Source organism: Sphingomonas sp. GW821-FHT12D09 (assembly GCF_058807215.1).
In genome coordinates this window covers 317136-336530 of the sequence record NZ_JBXAQL010000005.1, presented here as the reverse complement: position 1 = coordinate 336530, position 19395 = coordinate 317136, and the positions used below count along the sequence as shown (strand labels likewise).

The 19395-nt window shown below is 67.7% G+C and carries 21 protein-coding genes; 13 read left to right on the top strand and 8 right to left on the bottom strand.

Going from position 1 to position 19395, the window contains the following annotated elements; translation table 11 throughout:
- Positions 1 to 3: 3 nt before the first annotated feature.
- Positions 4 to 432, bottom strand: coding sequence for an Lrp/AsnC family transcriptional regulator (locus tag AC1RPL_RS21405; RefSeq protein WP_493072358.1), 429 nt, complete (start codon positions 430 to 432; stop codon positions 4 to 6).
- A gap of 126 nt (positions 433 to 558) precedes the next feature.
- Here AC1RPL_RS21405 and ocd point away from each other — a divergent pair, with 126 nt between their 5' ends.
- Positions 559 to 1599, top strand: coding sequence for an ornithine cyclodeaminase (gene ocd / locus AC1RPL_RS21400; protein WP_493072356.1), 1041 nt, complete (start codon positions 559 to 561; stop codon positions 1597 to 1599).
- Here ocd and AC1RPL_RS21395 read toward each other — a convergent pair.
- The 4 genes from AC1RPL_RS21395 to AC1RPL_RS21380 form a co-directional block, all read right to left on the bottom strand.
- Entirely contained in the window at positions 1562 to 3799 is a 2238-nt protein-coding gene (locus AC1RPL_RS21395; protein ID WP_493072355.1) for a M20/M25/M40 family metallo-hydrolase, read from the bottom strand. The two genes, ocd and AC1RPL_RS21395, sit on opposite strands and share 38 nt — an antisense overlap.
- An 80-nt stretch (positions 3800 to 3879) precedes the next feature.
- On the bottom strand, positions 3880 to 4740 hold the full coding sequence (locus AC1RPL_RS21390; RefSeq protein ID WP_493072353.1) for a bestrophin-like domain: 861 nt from the start codon (positions 4738 to 4740) through the stop codon (positions 3880 to 3882).
- A gap of 15 nt (positions 4741 to 4755) precedes the next feature.
- On the bottom strand, positions 4756 to 5607 hold the full coding sequence (locus tag AC1RPL_RS21385) for a hypothetical protein (RefSeq protein WP_493072352.1): 852 nt from the start codon (positions 5605 to 5607) through the stop codon (positions 4756 to 4758).
- Between the two features lie 206 nt (positions 5608 to 5813).
- Entirely contained in the window at positions 5814 to 6590 is a 777-nt protein-coding gene (locus AC1RPL_RS21380) for a DUF7847 domain-containing protein (RefSeq protein ID WP_493072350.1), read from the bottom strand.
- A gap of 132 nt (positions 6591 to 6722) precedes the next feature.
- Here AC1RPL_RS21380 and AC1RPL_RS21375 point away from each other — a divergent pair, with 132 nt between their 5' ends.
- From AC1RPL_RS21375 to AC1RPL_RS21350, 6 genes are read left to right on the top strand one after another with little or no spacing between them, the layout of a single operon-like run.
- Positions 6723 to 7367, top strand: a complete 645-nt coding sequence (locus AC1RPL_RS21375; RefSeq protein ID WP_493072349.1) for a DUF4129 domain-containing protein — start codon at positions 6723 to 6725, stop codon at positions 7365 to 7367.
- Positions 7364 to 8512, top strand: coding sequence for a hypothetical protein (locus tag AC1RPL_RS21370; RefSeq protein WP_493072347.1), 1149 nt, complete (start codon positions 7364 to 7366; stop codon positions 8510 to 8512). The genes AC1RPL_RS21375 and AC1RPL_RS21370 overlap by 4 nt, the downstream gene beginning before the upstream one ends.
- A complete protein-coding gene (locus AC1RPL_RS21365) occupies positions 8499 to 9455 on the top strand; it encodes an AAA family ATPase (protein ID WP_493072345.1) in 957 nt (318 codons plus the stop codon). Before AC1RPL_RS21370 ends, AC1RPL_RS21365 begins: the two co-directional genes overlap by 14 nt.
- On the top strand, positions 9452 to 10744 hold the full coding sequence (locus AC1RPL_RS21360) for a DUF58 domain-containing protein (RefSeq protein ID WP_493072343.1): 1293 nt from the start codon (positions 9452 to 9454) through the stop codon (positions 10742 to 10744). The genes AC1RPL_RS21365 and AC1RPL_RS21360 overlap by 4 nt, the downstream gene beginning before the upstream one ends.
- Positions 10741 to 11760, top strand: coding sequence for a stage II sporulation protein M (locus AC1RPL_RS21355; RefSeq protein WP_493072341.1), 1020 nt, complete (start codon positions 10741 to 10743; stop codon positions 11758 to 11760). Before AC1RPL_RS21360 ends, AC1RPL_RS21355 begins: the two co-directional genes overlap by 4 nt.
- Entirely contained in the window at positions 11753 to 12637 is an 885-nt protein-coding gene (locus AC1RPL_RS21350) for an RDD family protein (protein WP_493072339.1), read from the top strand. Before AC1RPL_RS21355 ends, AC1RPL_RS21350 begins: the two co-directional genes overlap by 8 nt.
- Here AC1RPL_RS21350 and AC1RPL_RS21345 read toward each other — a convergent pair.
- Positions 12634 to 13053 carry a VOC family protein gene (locus tag AC1RPL_RS21345; RefSeq protein WP_493072337.1) on the bottom strand — a complete coding sequence of 140 codons (420 nt, stop codon included), beginning with the start codon at positions 13051 to 13053 and terminating at the stop codon, positions 12634 to 12636. The two genes, AC1RPL_RS21350 and AC1RPL_RS21345, sit on opposite strands and share 4 nt — an antisense overlap.
- Before the next feature lie 66 nt (positions 13054 to 13119).
- On the opposite strand from AC1RPL_RS21345, the gene AC1RPL_RS21340 reads away from it, so the two are divergent.
- The 5 genes from AC1RPL_RS21340 (at position 13120) to AC1RPL_RS21320 (ending at position 17371) form a co-directional block, all read left to right on the top strand.
- Positions 13120 to 13956 carry a fumarylacetoacetate hydrolase family protein gene (locus tag AC1RPL_RS21340; RefSeq protein WP_493072335.1) on the top strand — a complete coding sequence of 279 codons (837 nt, stop codon included), beginning with the start codon at positions 13120 to 13122 and terminating at the stop codon, positions 13954 to 13956.
- Between the two features lie 49 nt (positions 13957 to 14005).
- Complete coding sequence (locus AC1RPL_RS21335) at positions 14006 to 15463, top strand: UxaA family hydrolase (protein ID WP_493072333.1); 1458 nt, start codon at positions 14006 to 14008, stop codon at positions 15461 to 15463.
- Positions 15464 to 15577: 114 nt separating this feature from the next.
- A complete protein-coding gene (locus AC1RPL_RS21330; RefSeq protein ID WP_493072332.1) occupies positions 15578 to 16501 on the top strand; it encodes a hypothetical protein in 924 nt (307 codons plus the stop codon).
- Positions 16502 to 16604: 103 nt separating this feature from the next.
- Entirely contained in the window at positions 16605 to 16835 is a 231-nt protein-coding gene (locus tag AC1RPL_RS21325; RefSeq protein ID WP_493072330.1) for a hypothetical protein, read from the top strand.
- A gap of 5 nt (positions 16836 to 16840) precedes the next feature.
- On the top strand, positions 16841 to 17371 hold the full coding sequence (locus tag AC1RPL_RS21320) for a gamma carbonic anhydrase family protein (RefSeq protein ID WP_493072329.1): 531 nt from the start codon (positions 16841 to 16843) through the stop codon (positions 17369 to 17371).
- Here the strand turns inward: AC1RPL_RS21320 and AC1RPL_RS21315 are convergent.
- Together AC1RPL_RS21315 and AC1RPL_RS21310 are read right to left on the bottom strand one after the other, a co-directional pair.
- Positions 17354 to 17851, bottom strand: a complete 498-nt coding sequence (locus AC1RPL_RS21315) for a hypothetical protein (RefSeq protein ID WP_493072328.1) — start codon at positions 17849 to 17851, stop codon at positions 17354 to 17356. The two genes, AC1RPL_RS21320 and AC1RPL_RS21315, sit on opposite strands and share 18 nt — an antisense overlap.
- Before the next feature lie 4 nt (positions 17852 to 17855).
- The gene (locus AC1RPL_RS21310; protein WP_493072327.1) at positions 17856 to 18023 is read right to left on the bottom strand and encodes a hypothetical protein; all 168 of its coding nucleotides are present in this window, start codon (positions 18021 to 18023) and stop codon (positions 17856 to 17858) included.
- Between the two features lie 162 nt (positions 18024 to 18185).
- On the opposite strand from AC1RPL_RS21310, the gene AC1RPL_RS21305 reads away from it, so the two are divergent.
- On the top strand, positions 18186 to 19133 hold the full coding sequence (locus tag AC1RPL_RS21305) for an NAD(P)H-dependent flavin oxidoreductase (protein ID WP_493072325.1): 948 nt from the start codon (positions 18186 to 18188) through the stop codon (positions 19131 to 19133).
- Positions 19134 to 19395: the final 262 nt, after the last annotated feature.

Genomic DNA, 19395 nt, shown 5'->3' with positions numbered 1-19395 from the left:
AGGTTACTGCACCGAGCGGAGCAGGATGCTCGTCTCGCTGTTGAGCACGCCCTCGACCGTGCGCATCTCGCGTAGGATACGATCGAGATCGACCAGCGACGCGGCATGCACTTCCGTGACCAGGTCCCAGGCGCCATTGGTGGTGTGGAGCGCGGTGATCTCGGGCAGGCCGCGCAGCGCGCGGATCACCGCGCTGGTCGAGGCGCCAGCGACTTCGATCAGCGTGATCGCGCGGACGCCCTCGCCTGCCCCGCGCTCTTCCGCGCGCACCGTGAAGCCCAGGATCGCACCCGATTCCAGCAACCGGTCGAGCCGCGCCTGCACCGTTGCGCGCGATACTTTTAGCGCAGTCGCCAGCCGCGAGATCGGCGCGCGGCCATCGGCGCGGAGCAGTGAGATGAGCTGGCGATCGAGCGAGTCGAGAAGGATCATGCAAATCGCCTAACATTGCCCAGCATTTTGCCAAGCACTTACCCATCTACCGCGCAATCCTGCAATTTTTCCTAGCAGGTTGCCGAGCTAGCTTCCCTGAAATTCGAACAGGAAGGGTGAGCAAGCATGACGGTCTATGTCGGCGTGGAGGATCTTTGCAGGCTGGTGGCATCGATCGGTGTCGAGCCGTTCATCCAGGGCATCGCCGAGCGGATCGAGAGCGATTTCCGCCGCTGGGAGGAATTCGACAAGGCGCCGCGCTATGCCAGCCACTCGCCCGACGGCGTGATCGAGCTGATGCCCGCCGCGGACCGCAGCCGGTTCAGCTTCAAATATGTCAACGGCCACCCGAAGAACACCAAGCTCGGGTTGCAGACCGTCGCGGCATTCGGCGTGCTGGCGGATGTCGATACCGGCTATCCGGTGCTGCTGAGCGAGATGACCCTGCTCACCGCACTGCGCACCGCCGCTACCTCGGCGCTGGTCGCGCGTTATCTCGCGCGGCCCGGTAGCCGAACGATGGCGCTGATCGGCCTGGGCGCCCAGTCGGAATTCCAGGCGCTGGGTTTCCGCGCACTGCTGGGCATAGACAAGCTGCAGGTGTGGGACATCGACCCCGCCGCGACTGCCAAGTTCCGCGCCAACATGGCCGGGCTCGGCTTCCAGGTGACTGCCGCGGCATCGGCGCCCGAGGCGGTGCTCGGCGCGGACATCGTCACCACGGTCACGGCCGACAAGGCGAAGGCGACGATCCTCTCGGACAACATGGTCGGTGCGGGCATCCACATCAACGCAGTGGGCGGCGATTGCCCGGGCAAGACCGAGCTCGCCCCCGCGATCCTGTCGCGCGGCTCCGTGTTCGTCGAATATCCCGAGCAGACCCGCATCGAAGGCGAGATCCAGCAGATGCAGGCTGACTTCCCGGTGACCGAGATCTGGCGCGTGATGACCGGCGAACTGCCGGGCCGCAGCACCGCCGACGAGATCACCATCTTCGACTCGGTCGGCTTCGGGATCGAGGACTTCTCCGCGCTTTCCTATGTCCACGACCTGATCGCGGGCCGCGAGGACCTGCGCCGGCTCGACCTGATCGTCGAGCCGAGCGATCCGCGCGACCTGTTCGGGCTGGTCAGCGGCCGCCAGCCGGCGCAGCAGCAGGCGGCGTGAGGCTGATCGTCCGCAGGAGGACCTGACGGTCGCCGACATGGACGGGCTGCGCGGTGGCGGGGCGTGCCGCCACTAGCGCCTGCCCCGCCGGTCCCAAGCCGTAGCGCGTGCGCAGCCAGGTCAGTTCGGGCACCGGCGCCTTGGGGTCGAGCACCAGCACGACCTCGAAGCTGCGGCAGCTCTGGCCGGTGCAGCCGATATAGCGCAGCGGGCCGCTGGTCTTCTGCGCGGCGCCCTGCACGCTGATCGAGCGGACGCCTTCGCCCTTCTGGACGAAGAACTCCTGCCGGTCGGACAGCGGCGAGAGCGCGCGGATGCGGATCGTGCGGCCCGCGGCATCGGTGGTGTCGGAAAGGATGGTCAGGCCGCCATCCTCGGCGATCGCCGGCGCGGGCGCCTGCCAGGACTTGCCCCATTCGACGGGGTTCCCGGGCGCGCTCGCAGTGTCGCCAAAGTGCGCGACCTGCCGCATTGCCGGGGGCAGCGGGCCGTTATCGGCGATCGAGAAGCTCGGCTTGCCGTCGATCTGCCGGTAGACGATCGGCAGATGGCGCGGCTCGGTGACGCTGAAGGCAGGCACGGCCAGCGCCGCGATGCCGGCGCCGGCGAGCACCACGGCGTTCGCCGCCGGTGCCAGCCAGCGGGCAGGCTCGCGGAAAACGGCAAGGAAGAGCAGCAGGAAGACGAGCAGCAGCACGATCGGCGCGGCGTGCTCGGGGAACAGCCCATCCTCGAACCCGCCTGCCGCCGGCAGGGCGAGCAGCGCGAAGATCACCCCGCCCAACCCCATCAGCCAGGGCATGGCGGCGCGCAGGCGCGGGACGAAGCTGGTTGCCGCAGCGGCGATCACGAACAGCAGCGGCCAGACCGCGAGCACGGAGAGGCCGGGCACGAAGGCGAACAGCCCGAGCACGATCGCGGCGAACCAACCCCAGGCAGCGGCGGCCAGCTGCGGCCCGCTCGGCACCTTGAAGAGCCGGAGCACCAGTGTCGCGCCCGCCAGCCCCGCCGCACCTTGCAACAGGCGAAGCGCCGCCGGATAGGCAGTCGCATAGTCGGCCTCGGATCGGAGCAAGGCGATGACTGCGGTCACTCCGATCGCCAGCCCAACGCCCGCGACCAGCGCCAGCAGAGGCGCGAACGCAGTCCGCATCGACACACCGGAACGCGCCCGCACGAAAACCAGGATCGATGCTCCGAAGCCGAGGAGCATCAGGCCGAGCGTCAGCGGCTTGGCGAGCACCAGGAACAGCCAGCCGTCCAGATCGATGAACAGCTTCTGCCCCTCGGCGCCCTGGCGCGGCTGGGTCGCGAAGCCCTTGACCGCCGCCAGCGCACTGTCGCCCATGTGCTGCACGGTGCGCCGGTCGAGATTGGCGAGATTGTCGAGCGGCGTGTGATAGCGCTTGCCCCCCGAGATCACTGCGAAATTGGCCGCATCTACGCCGAGCGGCAGCAACATGGTCAGGTCGGTGTCATTGGGCAGGATCGAATAGAGGTCGCTCGCCAGCGAGTTGGCTGCGGGAACGTGCCCGCCGCCGCCGAGCGCGGCGACGTCGCGGCCATTCGGCGTGCTAGTCTGGAACATGTTGGCGCGGCCGGTGGTGCCACGCGCCTCGAGGTTGACGACGGCGCCCACGCGCTTCGCCAGCGGGTCTTCGGCGGCGAAGGCGGAGGCGCCGACCAGCCCGGCTTCCTCGGCATCGGTGATCGCCACCAGCACCGGCCGCCTGGGCGGGCCCGCCTTGAGCAGGTGCGCGACCTCGAGTGCCACCGCCACGCCCATGCCGTCATCGGCCGCGCCCGGGCCGGCGGGCACCGAATCGTAATGGGCGGCGAGCATGATCGCGTCGTCCCCGGGTGCCGTCACCCAGAAGCGCAGGTTGCGTGGGCGGGCGCAGATCGCCGCACCGGCGCGCACCGTGTTGCAGTGGAAGCGCTCATCGATTTCCGGCGTGAAGCCGAGCACCCGGACCTGCTGCATCAGCCGCTGGAGCACTGCCTCATTGGCGGGCGTGCCGGCCGGATGCGGCCGTTGGTCCCCGAGGATGGCTGTGAGCCGGGCGACCGCGCGCTCGGCGTCGAATGCGCCCCCGCCTCCCCGAGGAGCATCGACGCCGATCGGGCGTAGCGTCCAGATCAGGAGAAGCGCGAGGCACAGGCCCAGCAATCGCCAGCCGGCTAAACGCGAAAACCCCATCCTGCTTCTCCCCCGATGTGCCCCGATCATTTCAGCCGATCGACGGCACAACAAGAGTGCAGGCGGGTAAACGCATCAACTCACGGCCCGATCGGCGGCACCGGCACGGGTGGGCGATCATATGCAGCGGAGGGATTGGCGCGGATCATCTCGCGCACGTCCAACATCGGTTGCTGGGACACGGTCACACCGCCATCCACCGGCCTGTCGAGGTCGATCACCAGCAGCAGCGACAATCCGAACAGCACGAACAGGAAGGCACCGCTTTGCCGCCCCCGCGTGCCGACCAGCACATAGCCGAGCACCCCGGCCGCGACAAACTGGTAGACGAACAGCAACAGGAACACCTCGGCCGGCACATGCGCACGGCGCGCTGCGCGTCGCGTCGCGTCCATGTCGATCATGTGGTTCATCGAATCGAGATACGCGCTGGAGAAATCCAGGCCCTTCATCGTCGGCCACGCGGCGACAGTCGCCGTCCAGAGCTGCGTCACGAGCTGGTCGTTGCGGGTCATCAGCGCCTCGGCCCGCTTCCCGGCCTTTTCGTGCGAAAGCACGATGCGGTTGTCGGTATAATCCGCTAGCAGCCGGCTGATCTGGACGCGGTAGGGCGCATCGACCATCTGGGTGCGCAGATAGGTGGTGCCGATCGCATTGGCCTCCTCCAGCACGGCGGCACGACGATTGTCGAACCGGTCGAGCGCCAGCGAGAAGGTGAAGCCGACCAGCAGGGCGAGCAGGCCCATCACCGCCGAGACGATCAGCCCTTCCTGGCTGTCGCCCTGTTCCTTGTCGTCCTTGTCCGCCTTCGGGTGTGTCCGCTCGCGCCGGCGCCGCAGCCAATATCCCAGCCCGCCGGCGAGGATCATGCCCAGGAAGAGCACCACGCCGATACCCCACACTGGCGAGAGAAAGAGCCATTCGGCCAGCAGCGTGTTCATCGCAGGCGCCGGGCGTCAGTTGAAGCCGATGCGCAGCACCGCCGCCGGCCCGTTGAACCGATAGGTCATGCTGCCGGTCCATTTCGGCTTGGTGGCATCGAGCCGATAATCGACATAGCGGTACATCACGCCGATCCCGACATTCTTGAACAGACGGTAGTTGAGCTCGGCCTGCACGTTCCACAACCGGCCCTTATAGTCGTCGATCTTGAGCTGCAGCCAGTCGACCCGGCCGGTGAGCATCAGGCGGGGGGCGAGACCCAGCGCGCCATTGGCGCCGACGGTCGGCAGCGGCGCGAGCACCGATTTCTTGCGGGCCTCGGTGGTGAACACCGCGCTGCCGGAAACCAACCCCTGCCCGCTCAGTGCGACTTCGAAGTTGGTGATATGGCCGCCCAGCGCCAGGCCGAGTTCCAGGTTCTTCTTCTTGACGATGTCATAGCCGATGGTCAGCCGGTAGATGTCCGAATTGAACTCGCTGCCCACCGTCGCGCCGACCGGGTAGGTCACGTCGTCGAAAGTGATGTCGCGGGTGATCGAGCGACTGCCCGAGCGATGCAGCGCGTAATATTCGGCGCCAATCACGAAACGCCCCAGCCGCACGCCGGCCTGTACCGCCGGCACCACCTTGCGGTCCGCCAGGTCGAGATCCGATTCCAGGTCGATATCGGTGGCGATATTGGGATGGGCGACGTTGGCGACCTGCACATGCGAATCGACGTCTGGCCAGAAGCCCGAGATCTCGATCCAGTATTTGTCGTCGAGCGTCTGGCCGTGCGCCGCGCCCGGCAGCACGAGCAGCGCCGCCGCGCATCCTGCCCCCGAAAGCCCCTGACGAACCCAGCCGTACCGAGCGCGCATCTGCATGGGAAAGCTCCGTCCCTGTTGTCGCTCGCAGTGTGCGCCCTTTCCCGAGAGGCACTATCGGGACAAACCCCGAGCGCGGGACGATGTCATCCGGTAGGGCGGCGGGCCGCGCCGCGCAGGAACGAAAAGGCCAGAACCGGCGATTGCCGGTCCTGGCCTGTCTCGGGGTCATTGCCCCTTCCCGCTACGCTGCGGGAGGTAGCGCCTCAGGCGAAGATCGCCTCCAGTTCGGCAGGCGCAATGCCTTCCTTTAGCTGGCGCAGCTCGACATAGATGCTCGCCTGCACCGCCACGAAGATCATGCTGCCCAGCGCGCTCGTCGCCGCGCTCACGATCGCGACCAGCGCAAGGCTGCCAGTCAGCGCCATCGCCGTGGTGAGGAAGCCGACCGGGATGCTGAGCACCCAGAGCAGGACGATCACGATCAGCATCGTCAGGAAGATCCGCCAGCGCGCGCCGCGGGTGAGTTCGGCGCTGCGGCCAAAGGCTTCGAAGATGCCGATCTTCTCCTGCACATAGGCCGGCGTGACGACCGCCCAGACCAGCCACAGCACGATGCCCGGCACGATCAACAGCGCGAAGCCGAGCGCCAGGCCGATCGCGGCGATCAGACCGAGCACGATCATGGGCACGAGCAGGCGAAAGCCGATGCCCAGGCACTCTGCGAATTGCGGCGTTTCGCCCGACAGGCTGGACACCGTGGCGCGCGTGAGCGCCGCCTGGAGCACCGCGCTGGTGACCACCGAAACCAGCCAGGTAACGCCGAACATCAGCAGGAAGGATCCGCCGCCAAAATCGAGCGAGCCGGCAACCATGTCGGCACGCGCCGAGAGCTGCCAATATTGAAGGACGATCTGCGGGACGCCCGCGAGCACGAGCGCCAGCCCGCAGAACAGCACCAGGTTCGATCCGATCGTCTCGAAGGCACGCGAGATGACCCCGCCGATCTCGAAGCGCGCTTCGCCAAATTCAGTCTCAGCCATATTCCCCCCTCTTTCGTCAGTCCCATCGACGCAGAGCGAAAAAGCTGAACAAAAACGGTGTCAAAGTCCAGCCTTGCCCGGCTTTCCTCGGAACGGTTGTTCCGGTAGCAATTGGACCGTGGGGGATTCGGCGTGACCGTTCAGGCATCGACTGCGCAGTCGGTCGCGAAGGCGCATGAGGCGCTGCGGGCGCGCGCCGACATCCAATTCGACATGGCAGCGGCCAAGCCGCCCGAGGTGCCCGAGTGGTTGCGCTGGCTTGCCCATAGCGAATTCATGCGCTGGCTCGGCAGGCAGCTTTCGCACCTTCTGCCCTATGCGCCTACGATCTTCTGGATCTGCGTGGTGCTGGGTGGCCTGATCATCCTCTATCTGATCATCAGCACGATCATCCGCGCCCTCCCCTCGCGTAACGCCGAGGCCGAGACGCAAGCCGACGTCGCCGCCTGGCGCCCGAACGAGCGGGCGGCACGCGCGCTGCTTGCCGAGGCTGAGGCCCTGGCCGGCCAGGGCCGCTATGCCGAGGCAGCGCATTTGCTGCTCCATCGCAGCCTGGAAGACATCCAGCGCCACCGACCGCGCCTGTTGAAGCCCGCGCTCACCAGCCGCGAGATCGCCGGCGCGGACTGGATGCCCGGCATGGTCCGCCACGCCTTCGCAGCCATGGCCGCGCCGGTGGAACGCAGCCTGTTCGGCGGGCGCAGCCTGGCCCGGGCCGATTGGGAAGAGGCGCGCGCCGCCTATGGCGAGTTCGCGCTGCCGGGGGCCTGGAAATGAGCGCCGACGGCAGTTCCGCGCCCTTCGCGCTGCGCACCGTGCTGGTGCTGGTCGTGCTCGGCACGGTCGCCTTCCTCGCCTTCCTGCTGCTCACTGCCTATGCCGAGGACCTGCAGCCGTCGCAGCGGCCGGGCAACCATGCGCTCTCCACCTCGGCGGTAGGGTTCGCCGGCGCGGCGGACCTGGTGCGCCGGGTGCACGGCAATGTGAAGATGGTTCGCCGGGACGGCGACCTCGATACGGCGGACACGCTGGTGATCACCCTGGAGCCCGGCACCGACCCGGCGACGGTGAACAAGCTGATCGTCCGTCGATCGGGCACGCCGACGATCATCGTGCTGCCCAAATGGCTGACCTTCCCGCGCAGGGACAAGCCGGCCTGGGTGACCGTCTATGGACAGGTTTCCCCCCGCGACGTCACGCGCCAGCTCGCCAATATCGGCGAGGTCACGATAGCTGAATCGCGCGGCGGATTGCGCACGATCGCAGGCGACCAGCTCGAATCGGTGCTCGACGATGCGAATGGCCACGCGCTCGTCGCGACGATGAAGAGCCAGCCGACGCTGATCGTCGCCGATCCCGACCTGCTCGACAATCAGGGGCTCAAGACGCTCGCCGGCGCCGAGCGGGCGATGCAGGTGCTCGACTGGTTCAACGACGGTCAGCGCGGTATTGCCTTCGACCTGACCCTCCACGGCTTCGCGCGGAACCCGAACCTGCTCAAGCTCGCCTTCGAAGCGCCGTTCCTGCCGCTGACGCTGTGCCTGCTGGTCGCCGCACTGCTCGCCGGCTGGCACGCGATGCTGCGCTTCGGCCCGCCGCTTCCGGAAGCGCGCGGCGTCGCCTTCGGCAAGCGGGCGATCGCGGAGAATGGGGCGGCCCTGCTCCACCTCGCCCGGCGGCGGCACCGCACCGGCGACCGGTATGCCGCGCTGATCCGCGACGCGGCGGCGGGTGCCACGGGCGCGCCGAGCAACTTACCGCCGGAAGCGCTCGACCGGTATCTCGACCGGCTCGACAAGGACGGCGAGCCCTTTACCGCCATCGCCGAACGGGCCGGCCATGCCCAGGACACGCGCACGCTGCTCGATGCGGCCCGCGCCCTCTATCAATGGAAAAGGACCGTCACGCGTGAACATCGATGAAGTGAAGGCGCTGGGCGATACGATCCGCGCCGAAGTCGGCAAGGCCGTGGTGGGACTGGACGAGGCGGTAGAGCTGATGCTCGTCGCGCTGTTCGCATCGGGGCACATCCTGCTCGAAGGTCCGCCGGGAACCGCCAAGACCTTCCTCGCGCAATGCTTCGCGCGGGCGGCCGGGCTCGATTACGGCCGCATCCAGTTCACACCCGATCTGCTGCCGGGCGATATCCTGGGCTCGAACCTGTTCAACTTCCAGACGAGCCAGTTCACGCTGACGCATGGCCCGATCTTCACCGAGCTGCTGCTCGCGGACGAGGTCAACCGCACCCCGCCCAAGACGCAGGCGGCCTTGCTCCAGGCGATGCAGGAGCGCACCGTCACGATCGACGGGATCGACCACAAGTTGTCCGACCGGTTCATGGTCGTCGCCACCCAGAACCCGATCGAGAGCCAAGGCGTCTACCCCCTGCCCGAGGCGCAGCTCGACCGCTTCCTGTTCAAGTTCGAGGTCGGCTATCCGAGCCTGGAGCAGGAACGCAAGATCGTCGCCGAGCAGGGCAGCCGCTTCGGCATGCCGCAGCCCGAGGAATGGGGCGTGGCCCGGGTGGCCGATCATGCGACGATCAGCGCCGCGGCGGATGCGGTGGCCGGCGCGCGGCTGGCCGAAGAAGTGGTGGACTATGTCGTCCGCCTCGTGCGCGCGACCCGCGCTACCGGCGATCTGCAGACCGGCGCGAGCCCGCGCGCCGCCGCTACGCTGGCCGCCGCCGCCCGTGCCCATGCCGCGCTCGACGGCCGCGACTTCGTGCTGCCCGACGATGTGAAGAAGCTCGCCCCCGCGGCGCTGCGCCACCGCGTGATCCTCTCCCCCGCCGCCGAGATCGACGGGCGCACCGCCGATGCGATCATCGCCGGCCTGATCGAGCAGGTCGAGGCACCGCGGTGATCCGACCCACGCTCCGCTGCGTGCTGCTGATGGCCACGGGGGCGCCGCCGGCGCTGCTCGTCGGCGTGCTCGCGCCGCAGATCTGGTTCCTGGGCCTGATCTGGATACCGGTGATCCTTGCGTTCGCGGCAATCGACCTGGCGCTGGCGCCCCGCGCGCCCGCATTCCGGGTGGAGAGCCCCGGCGCGATCGAGATCGGCGCGCCGCTGATCGTGAGCGTGCACCTGACCAGCAAGCCGGTCGCCGGGCTGGAGCTCGCAGTGGCTACCGGACCCAAGCTCGTCCCGCGCGCTGAGGGCCGCATCCGGCTTGCCCGCAGCGAGAACCACGCGACAATCGCCTTCACGCCCGTGCGCCGCGGCACCGATGCGGTGCAGGCTTTGTGGAGCCGCTGGACCGGCCCGTTCGGGCTGATCTGGCGCCAGCGCACCGAGCAGCTGAACCGCAGCGTGGTCATCACCCCCGATATCCGCCCGGTGCGCCAATCCGCGCACCTGCTGCTGCGCGACGCCCAGGTCGGCGAGATGGCGCGCGTCGATCGCGGCGAGGGCAGCGAGTTCGAGGCGCTGAGCGAATGGCGATCGGGCATGGAGCGCCGCACGATCGACTGGAACCACAGCGCGCGCCACCTCAAGCTGCTCGCCCGCGAGAACCGGATCGAGCGTAACAACCAGATCGTCTTCGCAATCGATACCGGCCGGGTGATGTGCGAGCCGATCGACGGGCTGCCCCGAGTCGATCGCGCAATCACCGCGGCACTGCTCGGCGCCTATGCCGGGCTCAAGCTCGGCGACCGGGTGGCGCTGTTCGGCTTCGATTCCCAGCCGCGCGTCGCATCGGGCGCCGTCAGCGGCACGCGCGCCTTCCCGCTGATGCAGCGGCTCGCCGGTCAGCTCGATTACAGCACGGCGGAAACCAACTACACGCTCGCCCTCGCCACGCTGGCGGGCGACCTCGCGCGGCGCTCGCTGATCGTGATCTTCACCGAATTCACCGATCCCACCGGCGCCGAGCTGATGATCCGCGCCGCGACCAACCTGCTGCGCGGGCACCTCGTGCTGTTCGTCATCCTGGCCGATGACGAGTTGGAGGAACTGGCCGGCGCCGAGCCCGTGGCGATCGACGACGTCTCCCGCGCTGTGATCGCCGCATCGATGCTGCGCGAGCGGCGGATCGTCACCGCGCGGCTGCGCCATGCCGGCATCCACGTGCTGGAGGCGCCGCACCGCGATGTCGGCCCGGCGCTCGTCCGCCAATATCTCGATTTCAAGCGTAGGAACCTGCTGTGAGCGGCGGCGCATCTTCGCAGTTCGCCAGCGCACGCTTCCGCGAGGCCCGCGCGGTCGACTGGGCCGAGCTGGAGCAGCGCGTCCTTCAGGTCGAGCGCGGTCGCGCCGGATCGCTGTCGGACGAGGATCTATTCGAGTTGCCGGTGCTCTACCGCGCCGCGCTCTCCTCGCTCTCGGTCGCGCGCGAGACCTCGCTCGACGCCGACCTGGTCGCCTATCTCGAGGCGCTGTGCGCCCGCGCCTATTTCGTGCTCTACGGCGTCCAGCCTCCGCTCCGCCGCCGGATCGCCGACTTTTTCGGCACAGGCTGGCCACTTGCGATGCGGAGCCTGGGTCGCGAGACGCTGATCGCGGTGCTGGTAACGCTGCTCGGCGCGATCGCGGCCTATTGTCTCGTCGCCAGCGATCCCAGCTGGTACCATTCGATCGTGCCCGAGGGGCTGGCCGGTGGCCGTGGCCCGCAATCGAGCGCGGCGGAGCTGCGCCAGACGCTGTACGACAATGGCGGCGGCACCAACACTATGCTCGGCGCCTTCGCGACCTATCTGTTCACCCACAACAGCCAGATCGCCCTGCTCTGCTTCGCCCTGGGTTTCGCCTTCTGCGTGCCGACGCTGTTGTTGCTGGTCTACAATGGCTGCATTCTGGGGGCCTTCATGGCCGTGTTCGTCTCCAAGGGGCTGGGCCTGCCGCTCACCGCATGGCTAATGATCCACGGCACCACCGAACTGTTCGCCATCGCCATCGCCGGTGCGGCCGGGTTGCGTATCGGCATGGCAGTCGCCTTTCCCGGCAAGCTCTCGCGTACCGCCGCGACCACCCGGGCAGGCCGCACCGCCACCTTCGCGATGATCGGCGTGGTGCTGATGCTGGCAGTGGCCGGCCTGCTCGAGGGCGTCGGCCGCCAGATCGTCCAGTCCGACATGATCCGCGTCGCGATCGGCGGCGCTGCGCTCGTGGCCTGGCTGACCTATTTCTACCTGTTCCCGATACGCAGCGAGGGTGGCCATGGCTGAGGCTCGCACCGCTTCCGGCCGGCGCGCCGCCAAGGATGCCAACCGCCGCACCTTCGTCACGCCCGAAGGCGTGGACCTGAAGCTCGACATCGCCTCAATAGGCGAGCGCGCCGGCGCGGTGATGTTCGACATCGTCATCATCGTGCTGACGCTGGTACTGTTCACTGTCTTCCTGCTGTTCGTGCTCGCCGGTAGCGGCAAGACGCTGCTCCAGGCGCTCGCGGTGATCTGGCTCCTCGGCTTCTTCGCGCTGCGGAACGGCTATTTCGCCATCTTCGAGCTCGGCCCGCGCGCCGCGACGCCGGGCAAGCGCCTGATGAAGCTGCGCGTCGTCTCGCGCGACGGATCGCGACTGCGCGGGCACCAGGTGATTGCGCGCAACGTGATGCGCGAGCTTGAGCTGTTCCTGCCGCTGTCCTTCACCGCCTATCAAAGCGCGCAGGGCATGGCCGATTTCGCCACCGGGCTGTTCGGCCTGTTGTGGACCGGCATCTTCGCGCTGTTCCCGCTGTTCAACCGCGACCGGCTGCGCGTGGGCGACCTGATCGCCGGCACCTGGGTGGTGCGCATGCCGCGGCGCAGCCTCAGCAACAGTGTCGCCACCACTGTCGCGCCCGAGCAGTCGCGCTACGCCTTCACCGATGCGCAGCTGAACATCTATGGCGAGTTCGAGCTGCAGAAGCTCGAGGAAGTGCTGCGCCGGAACGACGACTATTCGATGATCGTCGTCGCCCGCACGATCCGCGAGCGGCTCGGCATGGCCGGCGTCGAGGGCGACGAACATGCTTTCCTGGAAGCCTATTACACCGCGCTCTGCCAGCGGCTGGAGCGCGGCATGCTGTTCGGCAAGCGCAAGGCGGACAAGTATCAGCGCTAGACGGCGAACAGCTGCCCCAGATCGCGGAACGCCTTGAATTCCAGTGCATTGCCGGCGGGATCGTAGAAGAACATCGTCGCCTGCTCGCCGGGCCTGCCCCGAAAGCGGACATGCGGCTCGATCACGAACGCGGTGCCCGCGGCGCGCAGCCGCTCGGCCAGCGCCTCCCATTCCTCCCAGCCGAGCACCAAGCCGAAATGGGGGACCGGCACGGCGTCGCCGTCCACCGCGCTGCGCGCCTTCACCCCTGCCCCTTCGGCCTTGTGGACGACGAGCTGGTGGCCGCGGAAATCGAAGTCGATCCAGTGCCCCGGATCCTCGCGCCCCTGCGGGCAACCGAGCGTGTCGCGATAAAAACTGCGGGCCGCCTCGATATCGTCGACGGGAATGGCGAGATGGAAGAGCGGTGTGGTCATGGCGACAAGGCATAGAAAAGCCGGCGCGATTGTGAAAGGCTGGCGCCAAAGTGAGGGAGCGCGCGCATGAAACTGATACGCTACGGCACCGCGGGCGCCGAACGTCCTGGCCTGATCGACGGCGAAGGTCGCATCCGAGATCTCTCCGGCGTGGTGGCCGATATCGACGGCAGCGATACGGTGATCGCCCGCATCGCCGCGTCCGATCTTTCCGCGCTTCCCGTCGTCGAGGGCCAGCCTCGCCTCGGCCCGTGCGTCGCGCGGCCGGGCAAGTTCCTCTGCATCGGCCTCAACTATGCCGACCACGCCACCGAGACCGGCGTCGAGATCCCCGCCGAGCCGGTGCTGTTCAGCAAGGCGACCAGCGCGGTCTCCGGCCCATACGACCCGATCCTGCGCCCGCGCGGATCGACCAAGATGGACTGGGAAGTCGAGCTCGGCATCGTGATTGGCCGCGACTGCCGCTACGTCTCCGAGGAAGAGGGAAAGGCCGCGATCTCGGGCTATTTCGTCTGCCACGACCTGTCCGAGCGCGCGTTCCAGAACGAGCGCTGCGGCACCTGGGACAAGGGCAAGGGCTGCGACACGTTCGGCCCGATCGGCCCCTGGCTGGTGACGCCCGACGAGATCCACGATACGGATTCCCTCGGCATGTGGCTCGAAGTGAACGGCAAGCGCTATCAGGACGGCTCGACCGCGACGATGGTCTACAAGCCGGGCTTCCTGGTCTCGTACATCAGCCAGTTCATGAGCCTGCAGCCCGGCGACATCGTCTCGACCGGCACCCCGCCCGGCGTCGGCATGGCGCAGAAGCCAGTGCCGGTATTCCTCCAGCCGGGCGACGAAGTGCGCCTCGGTATCGACAGGCTCGGCGAGCAGCGCCAGATAGTCGAGCAGGCCTGAGCATGGAAACCGGTTTCCTTGGGCCCGGCGCGAACCTATATCGGGCGCCATGATCCCGGCGCTTTTCCGTATCGATCCCAAGGACAGCACCGCCACGGCGCTGCGCGACATGGCCGCCGGCGAACTGGCGCTGGGCGTCACGCTCGCCGAGCCGGTGGGCAAGGGCCACAAGGTCGCGATGAAGCATATCGCGCCGGGCGATCCGGTGCTCAAGTTCGGCTTCCCGATCGGCGTCGCCACCCGCGCGATCGCGCCGGGCGAGCATGTCCACACCCACAATGTATCGACCGCGCTCAAGGGCAGCGGCGACTATGCCTTTACCCCCTCGGCGCATGACGACGCGCGGATCGCGGGCCCGAGCTTCCTCGGCTACCGTCGTGCCAACGGCCGGGTCGGCACGCGCAACGAGATCTGGGTGATCCCCACCGTCGGCTGCGTCGCCCGTACCGCGCAAAAGATCGCCGAGCGCGCTGCGATGCTCCACGCCGGCAAGATCGATGGCGTCCATGCCTTCCCCCACCCGTTCGGCTGCTCGCAGCTTGGCGACGACCTGAACGGCACGCGCGCGATCCTCTCGGCGCTGGCGAACCACCCCAATGCGGGTGGGGTGCTGATCGTCGGGCTAGGCTGCGAGAACAACCAGATCGCCGGCATGCTCGGAGGGATCGACCATCCGAACCTGCGCACCCTCGGCGCGCAGATGGCGAGCGACGAGATCGAGGAGGGGCTGGCGCTGGTCGAGGAACTGGTCGCCGGCGCCCAGGCGACGCGCACCCCTGCCCCGCTTTCCGAGCTGGTGCTCGGGGTGAAGTGCGGCGGCTCGGACGGCTTTTCGGGCCTCACCGCCAACCCGCTGGTCGGGCGCATGGCGGATGCCGTGACCGCCGCGGGCGGCACCGCGATCCTCACCGAGATCCCCGAGATCTTCGGCGCGGAGCAGCTCCTGATGGAGCGCGCCAGCGACGAGGCGGTGTTCGATGGGATCGTCGACCTGGTCAACGACTTCAAGGCGTACTTCACCAAGCACGGCGAGCCGGTCTCGGAGAACCCCTCCCCCGGCAACATCGCCGGCGGCATCACCACGCTCGAGGAGAAGTCGCTGGGTGCGGTCCAGAAGGCCGGCCACGCGGTCGTCACCGACGTGATCCCCTATGGCGGCCGCGTCCGCCGCAAGGGGCTGACGCTGCTGGAGGCGCCGGGCAACGACGCGGTCTCCTCCACCGCGCTGGCCGCGGCGGGCGCGACCGCGATCCTGTTCACCACCGGCCGCGGCACGCCGCTCGGCTTCCCGGTGCCGACGATCAAGATCGCCTCGAACAGTGACCTCGCTGCCCGCAAGCCCGGCTGGATCGACTTCGACGCGGGCCAGGTTCTCGACCAGGGCATGAACGCCGCCGCCGATGCGCTGCTCGACACGATCGCCGCGATCGCGTCGGGCAAGGAAACCGCCGCGGAGCGCAATGGCGAGCGCGAAATCGCGATCTGGAAGCGCGGCGTCACCCTCTGACGCGGGCGATTTACCCAAGCAGATGAAGAATCTCCGTTTCGAAACGGATGAGTCATGACTGTGCGTCGCGCCGGTTTCTGTTAACCATATTGTACGCGACTCGGGGGGAATAGCGTGACGACCATCCTGGCTTCGATCGGCAATCTCGCGGCTGGCGCGGCAAATGCCTCGATCGCCAATGCCAGCGCGGTCGCGCAGCCGATCAGCGCGGAAGCGATCTACTGGCCCGCCTGGATCCTCGTAGGTGGCGTGCTGGTCGCGCTGCTGATCGTGATCGGCGTGCTCACCTCGCTGAAGTCCGCGCTGCTCGCCAAGCCGAAGAAGCGGGACGAGGAATTTACCCGCATGCTGTGCAGACAAGTGTGGAAGCATAGCGACACGGTGACCGAGACCTTTGCCCAGCGCCTGCGCCAGCCGCAGCGCGACGTGGTGACGCTGCGCGTGCTGCTCCGCCTGCTGCGCGAGGACCTGGCCGGGCCGGTCAACTTCGTCGGCCATATGCGCCCCCAGGCGCCGGCCAGCTGGCCGCATTACGACCTGTTCGCCGCCTTCAACAATTGGAGCGGGCAGGTCTCCGCGATGGAATCGCAGCTCGCCGACCTGCAGCAGATGCTCGCCTATCCGGCGGTGCGCGAACCGGTGGATGCGCACCGCGACGCGATGCTCGTCCATTATTTCGCCACCGAGCAGGTCGCGATGGGGCAGATGGTCTCGACGCTCGGCAATTATGCGATCGCAGTGTGCGAGGCGGCGAAGAAGGTGCTCAAGAAGGAGTCGAGCCACAGCTTCTTCGGCAGTGGGCATGACCATGACGAGGAGCCGGAGGGCTGCATCGCTTGTGGCAGCCACGATGCCCATGGCGTCTATACCGGCAATGCCCGCGACCTGCTGCCGCTGCCCGGCGCGCCCGAAAAGCCGAAGGACGAGCACGAGTCGCACGGCTGCCACTGCGCCGTGCCCCAGCCCTGCTTCTGCATGCCCGCATGCGTCTGTGCGTGCAGCTGCAAGTCCGCCAAGGCCGCGCCGGCGCACCACTGACGGGACGAATCCTTGCCGCACTGCGGTAAACCGGAGGTGCGCGGCATTGAAGCGTTAACCCTCGTCCCATAAAGTCGCCGCGGGGATTTCCGGGGTGGGATTGATGACCGAGTTCTTTGTCTTCGCATATGCGATGCTGGCGATGTTCGTGATCATGTCGATGCAGCGCAACAAGCGCGAGCAGCGCGACAATTCGCAGATGGTTACGATGGTCGGCTGGGGGCTGTTCTCGCTTTCCTCGACGCTGGCGGTACTGCTCGGCGCCGTCGCGCTGGCCCTGGCCCTGGGCGCGAACATTCCGCTTCCCGCAGAGCTGCAGGCGCCGCTATTCTGAGCGGCATGCCGCTTTACGAATTTGCGGGGGCTCGCCCCCTGATCGCCGAAACCGCCTGGGTCGCACCGAGTGCCGACCTGATCGGAGACGTGCAGCTGGCCGAGCTTGCCAGCGTCTGGTTCGGCGCGGTGATCCGCGCGGACAACACCCGGATCCAGATCGGCGCGCGCTCGAACATCCAGGACGGAGCGATGCTCCATAGCGATCCCGGCACACCCTGCACCGTGGGCGAGGACGTGACCGTCGGCCATCACGCGATCCTGCACGGCTGCACGATCGGCGACCGCACGCTGATCGGCATGGGCGCGACGATCCTCAATCGCGCAGTGATCGGCGAGGACTGCCTGGTCGGCGCCGGCGCGCTGGTGACCGAGGGCAAGACCTTCCCCCCTGGCTACCTGATCGTCGGCAGCCCCGCCAAGGCGGTCCGCCCGCTCGGCGACATGCAAAAGGCGATGCTCAAGGCCAGCGCCACGCTCTACGCCGCCAAGCAGCGCGAATATGCCGCGGGGCTGAAGCTAGTCGAGGAAATCTGACCAGAAGCGGATTTGTCGTGGCGTCTCGACCGGCGTGTCGCGCCGCACCCCGCCAAACTCCGCCGCGAGATACGAGTCCAGGGTAGCCCCATAATAGATGATGTCGGACTGGTAGACGGACAGCACGGGATTGCCGGGCGCATCCGGCTCCTCGGGCAGATAGCGGTGCGAGTAGAGCGGGATGAGCCGCGGTGCCTTCGCGACCAGCTCGGTCAACACCGCCGCGCGCTCGCGCGCGGAGCCGGGCCGCTCACCCCATTGCTGCAGCCAGAGCGCATTGGCTTCGAGATCGAACAACAGCCCTTCGAGCGGCCATGCCAGCATCCGCTCGATCTCGACGGAGTCCCGCCGCCAGTCATAGCCCGCGGCAAGTCGGCCTTCGCGCAGCACCTCGATCAGATCGGGCGGAAAGCGCAGCCCGAACCGATCCTGCGCAGCATCGATTTCATCCCGCGAATAGGCTGGTGCCACGCGCAGCATGGGCTCAATTGTCGCGCCGCTTGGTCACTTCATAGCCCGCCTGGCGCAGCGCCATCACCGCGGCGAGCGCCTGGTAATGGCTCTCCTGCCCTTCCTCGTAGAGCTTGCCGCTCTGGAGCGACGCCGCCTGGATTGCGTCGCGGACGATGATGTAGATCTCGTTGGTGACCATGAGACTTCCCCGGCAATTGGACCGCCCGACAATGGGGATTCGGCGCAGGCGCTTCAATATGTCCCGAGTCGGCCCTTTCGCCGCGGCGCCCGAAGCCGCCCTTCCGTAGCGTCGCCCGCACCGGGCTGGACGGGCATATTGGTTTCGCTACAAAACTGACCCATGGCCCTGCCCCCGCTCTTCGATCGCCTGCGCCTTCCCGTCATCGGGTCGCCGCTGTTCATCATCTCGGTGCCCGAACTGGTCATCGCCCAGTGCAAGGCGGGGATCGTCGGCTCGTTCCCGGCGCTCAATGCACGGCCGGATACGAAGCTCGACGAATGGCTCCACCAGATCACCGAGGAGCTGGCCGCCTGGGACCGCGACCATCCCGACACGCCCGCCGCGCCCTTTGCGGTCAACCAGATCGTCCACCGCTCCAACCCGCGGCTCGAGCATGACGTGACGGTCTGCGCCAAGTGGAAGGTGCCGATCGTGATCACGTCGCTCGGCGCACGGCCCGAGCTCAACGACGCGGTGCACGGCTGGGGCGGCATCACGCTGCACGACGTGATCGACAACCGCTTCGCCCACAAGGCAGTGGAAAAGGGCGCGGACGGCCTGATCCTGGTCGCCACCGGCGCCGGCGGCCATGCCGGGCGCCTCAGCCCCTTCGCGCTCGTCCAGGAAGTGCGCGAATGGTTCGACGGGCCGGTGGTGCTCTCGGGCGCGATCGCCAATGGCCGCTCGGTGCTCGCCGCCCAGGCGATGGGCGCCGACCTCGCCTATATCGGATCGCCCTTCATCGCGACCGACGAGGCCAATGCCACCCGGGATTACAAGCAGGGCATCGTCGAGGGCACTGCGGAGGACATCGTCTATTCGAACCTCTTCACCGGCGTGCACGGCAATTACCTCAAGGCCTCGATCGTCAATGCCGGGCTCGATCCGGACGCCCTGCCCGAAAGCGACCCGAGCGCGATGAACTTCGGCGGGGCCAAGGCCTGGAAGGACATCTGGGGTTCGGGCCAGGGCATCGGCGCGGTCCATGCGATCGAGCCGGCCGCGGTGAAGATCGAACGGATGAAGGAAGAATATGCCGCGGCCAAGGCGGGGCTGTGCGGGAGCTAGGCTGAGGCGCGCGCGGAGTCTGCGTTACGTCCAACAGCGCGGCCTGTTTGGACTCGGCCAGAACGGGCTCTCCGCCGCGGAGAGTCACAAAAGTCGCGACACCAATAGGACCGCGCCATTCCTCGCCGCGCGCAACATGATTGCTCTGGAGCGATCCCATTTTTCCTATGGGTCAAAGAGCGACCGGGCTCAGGCCCGGCTGCGCGAGCCAAGCAGGCGGAATCCTACATCGCAAGGGTATGCTGTTATAGGGCGACGGCCG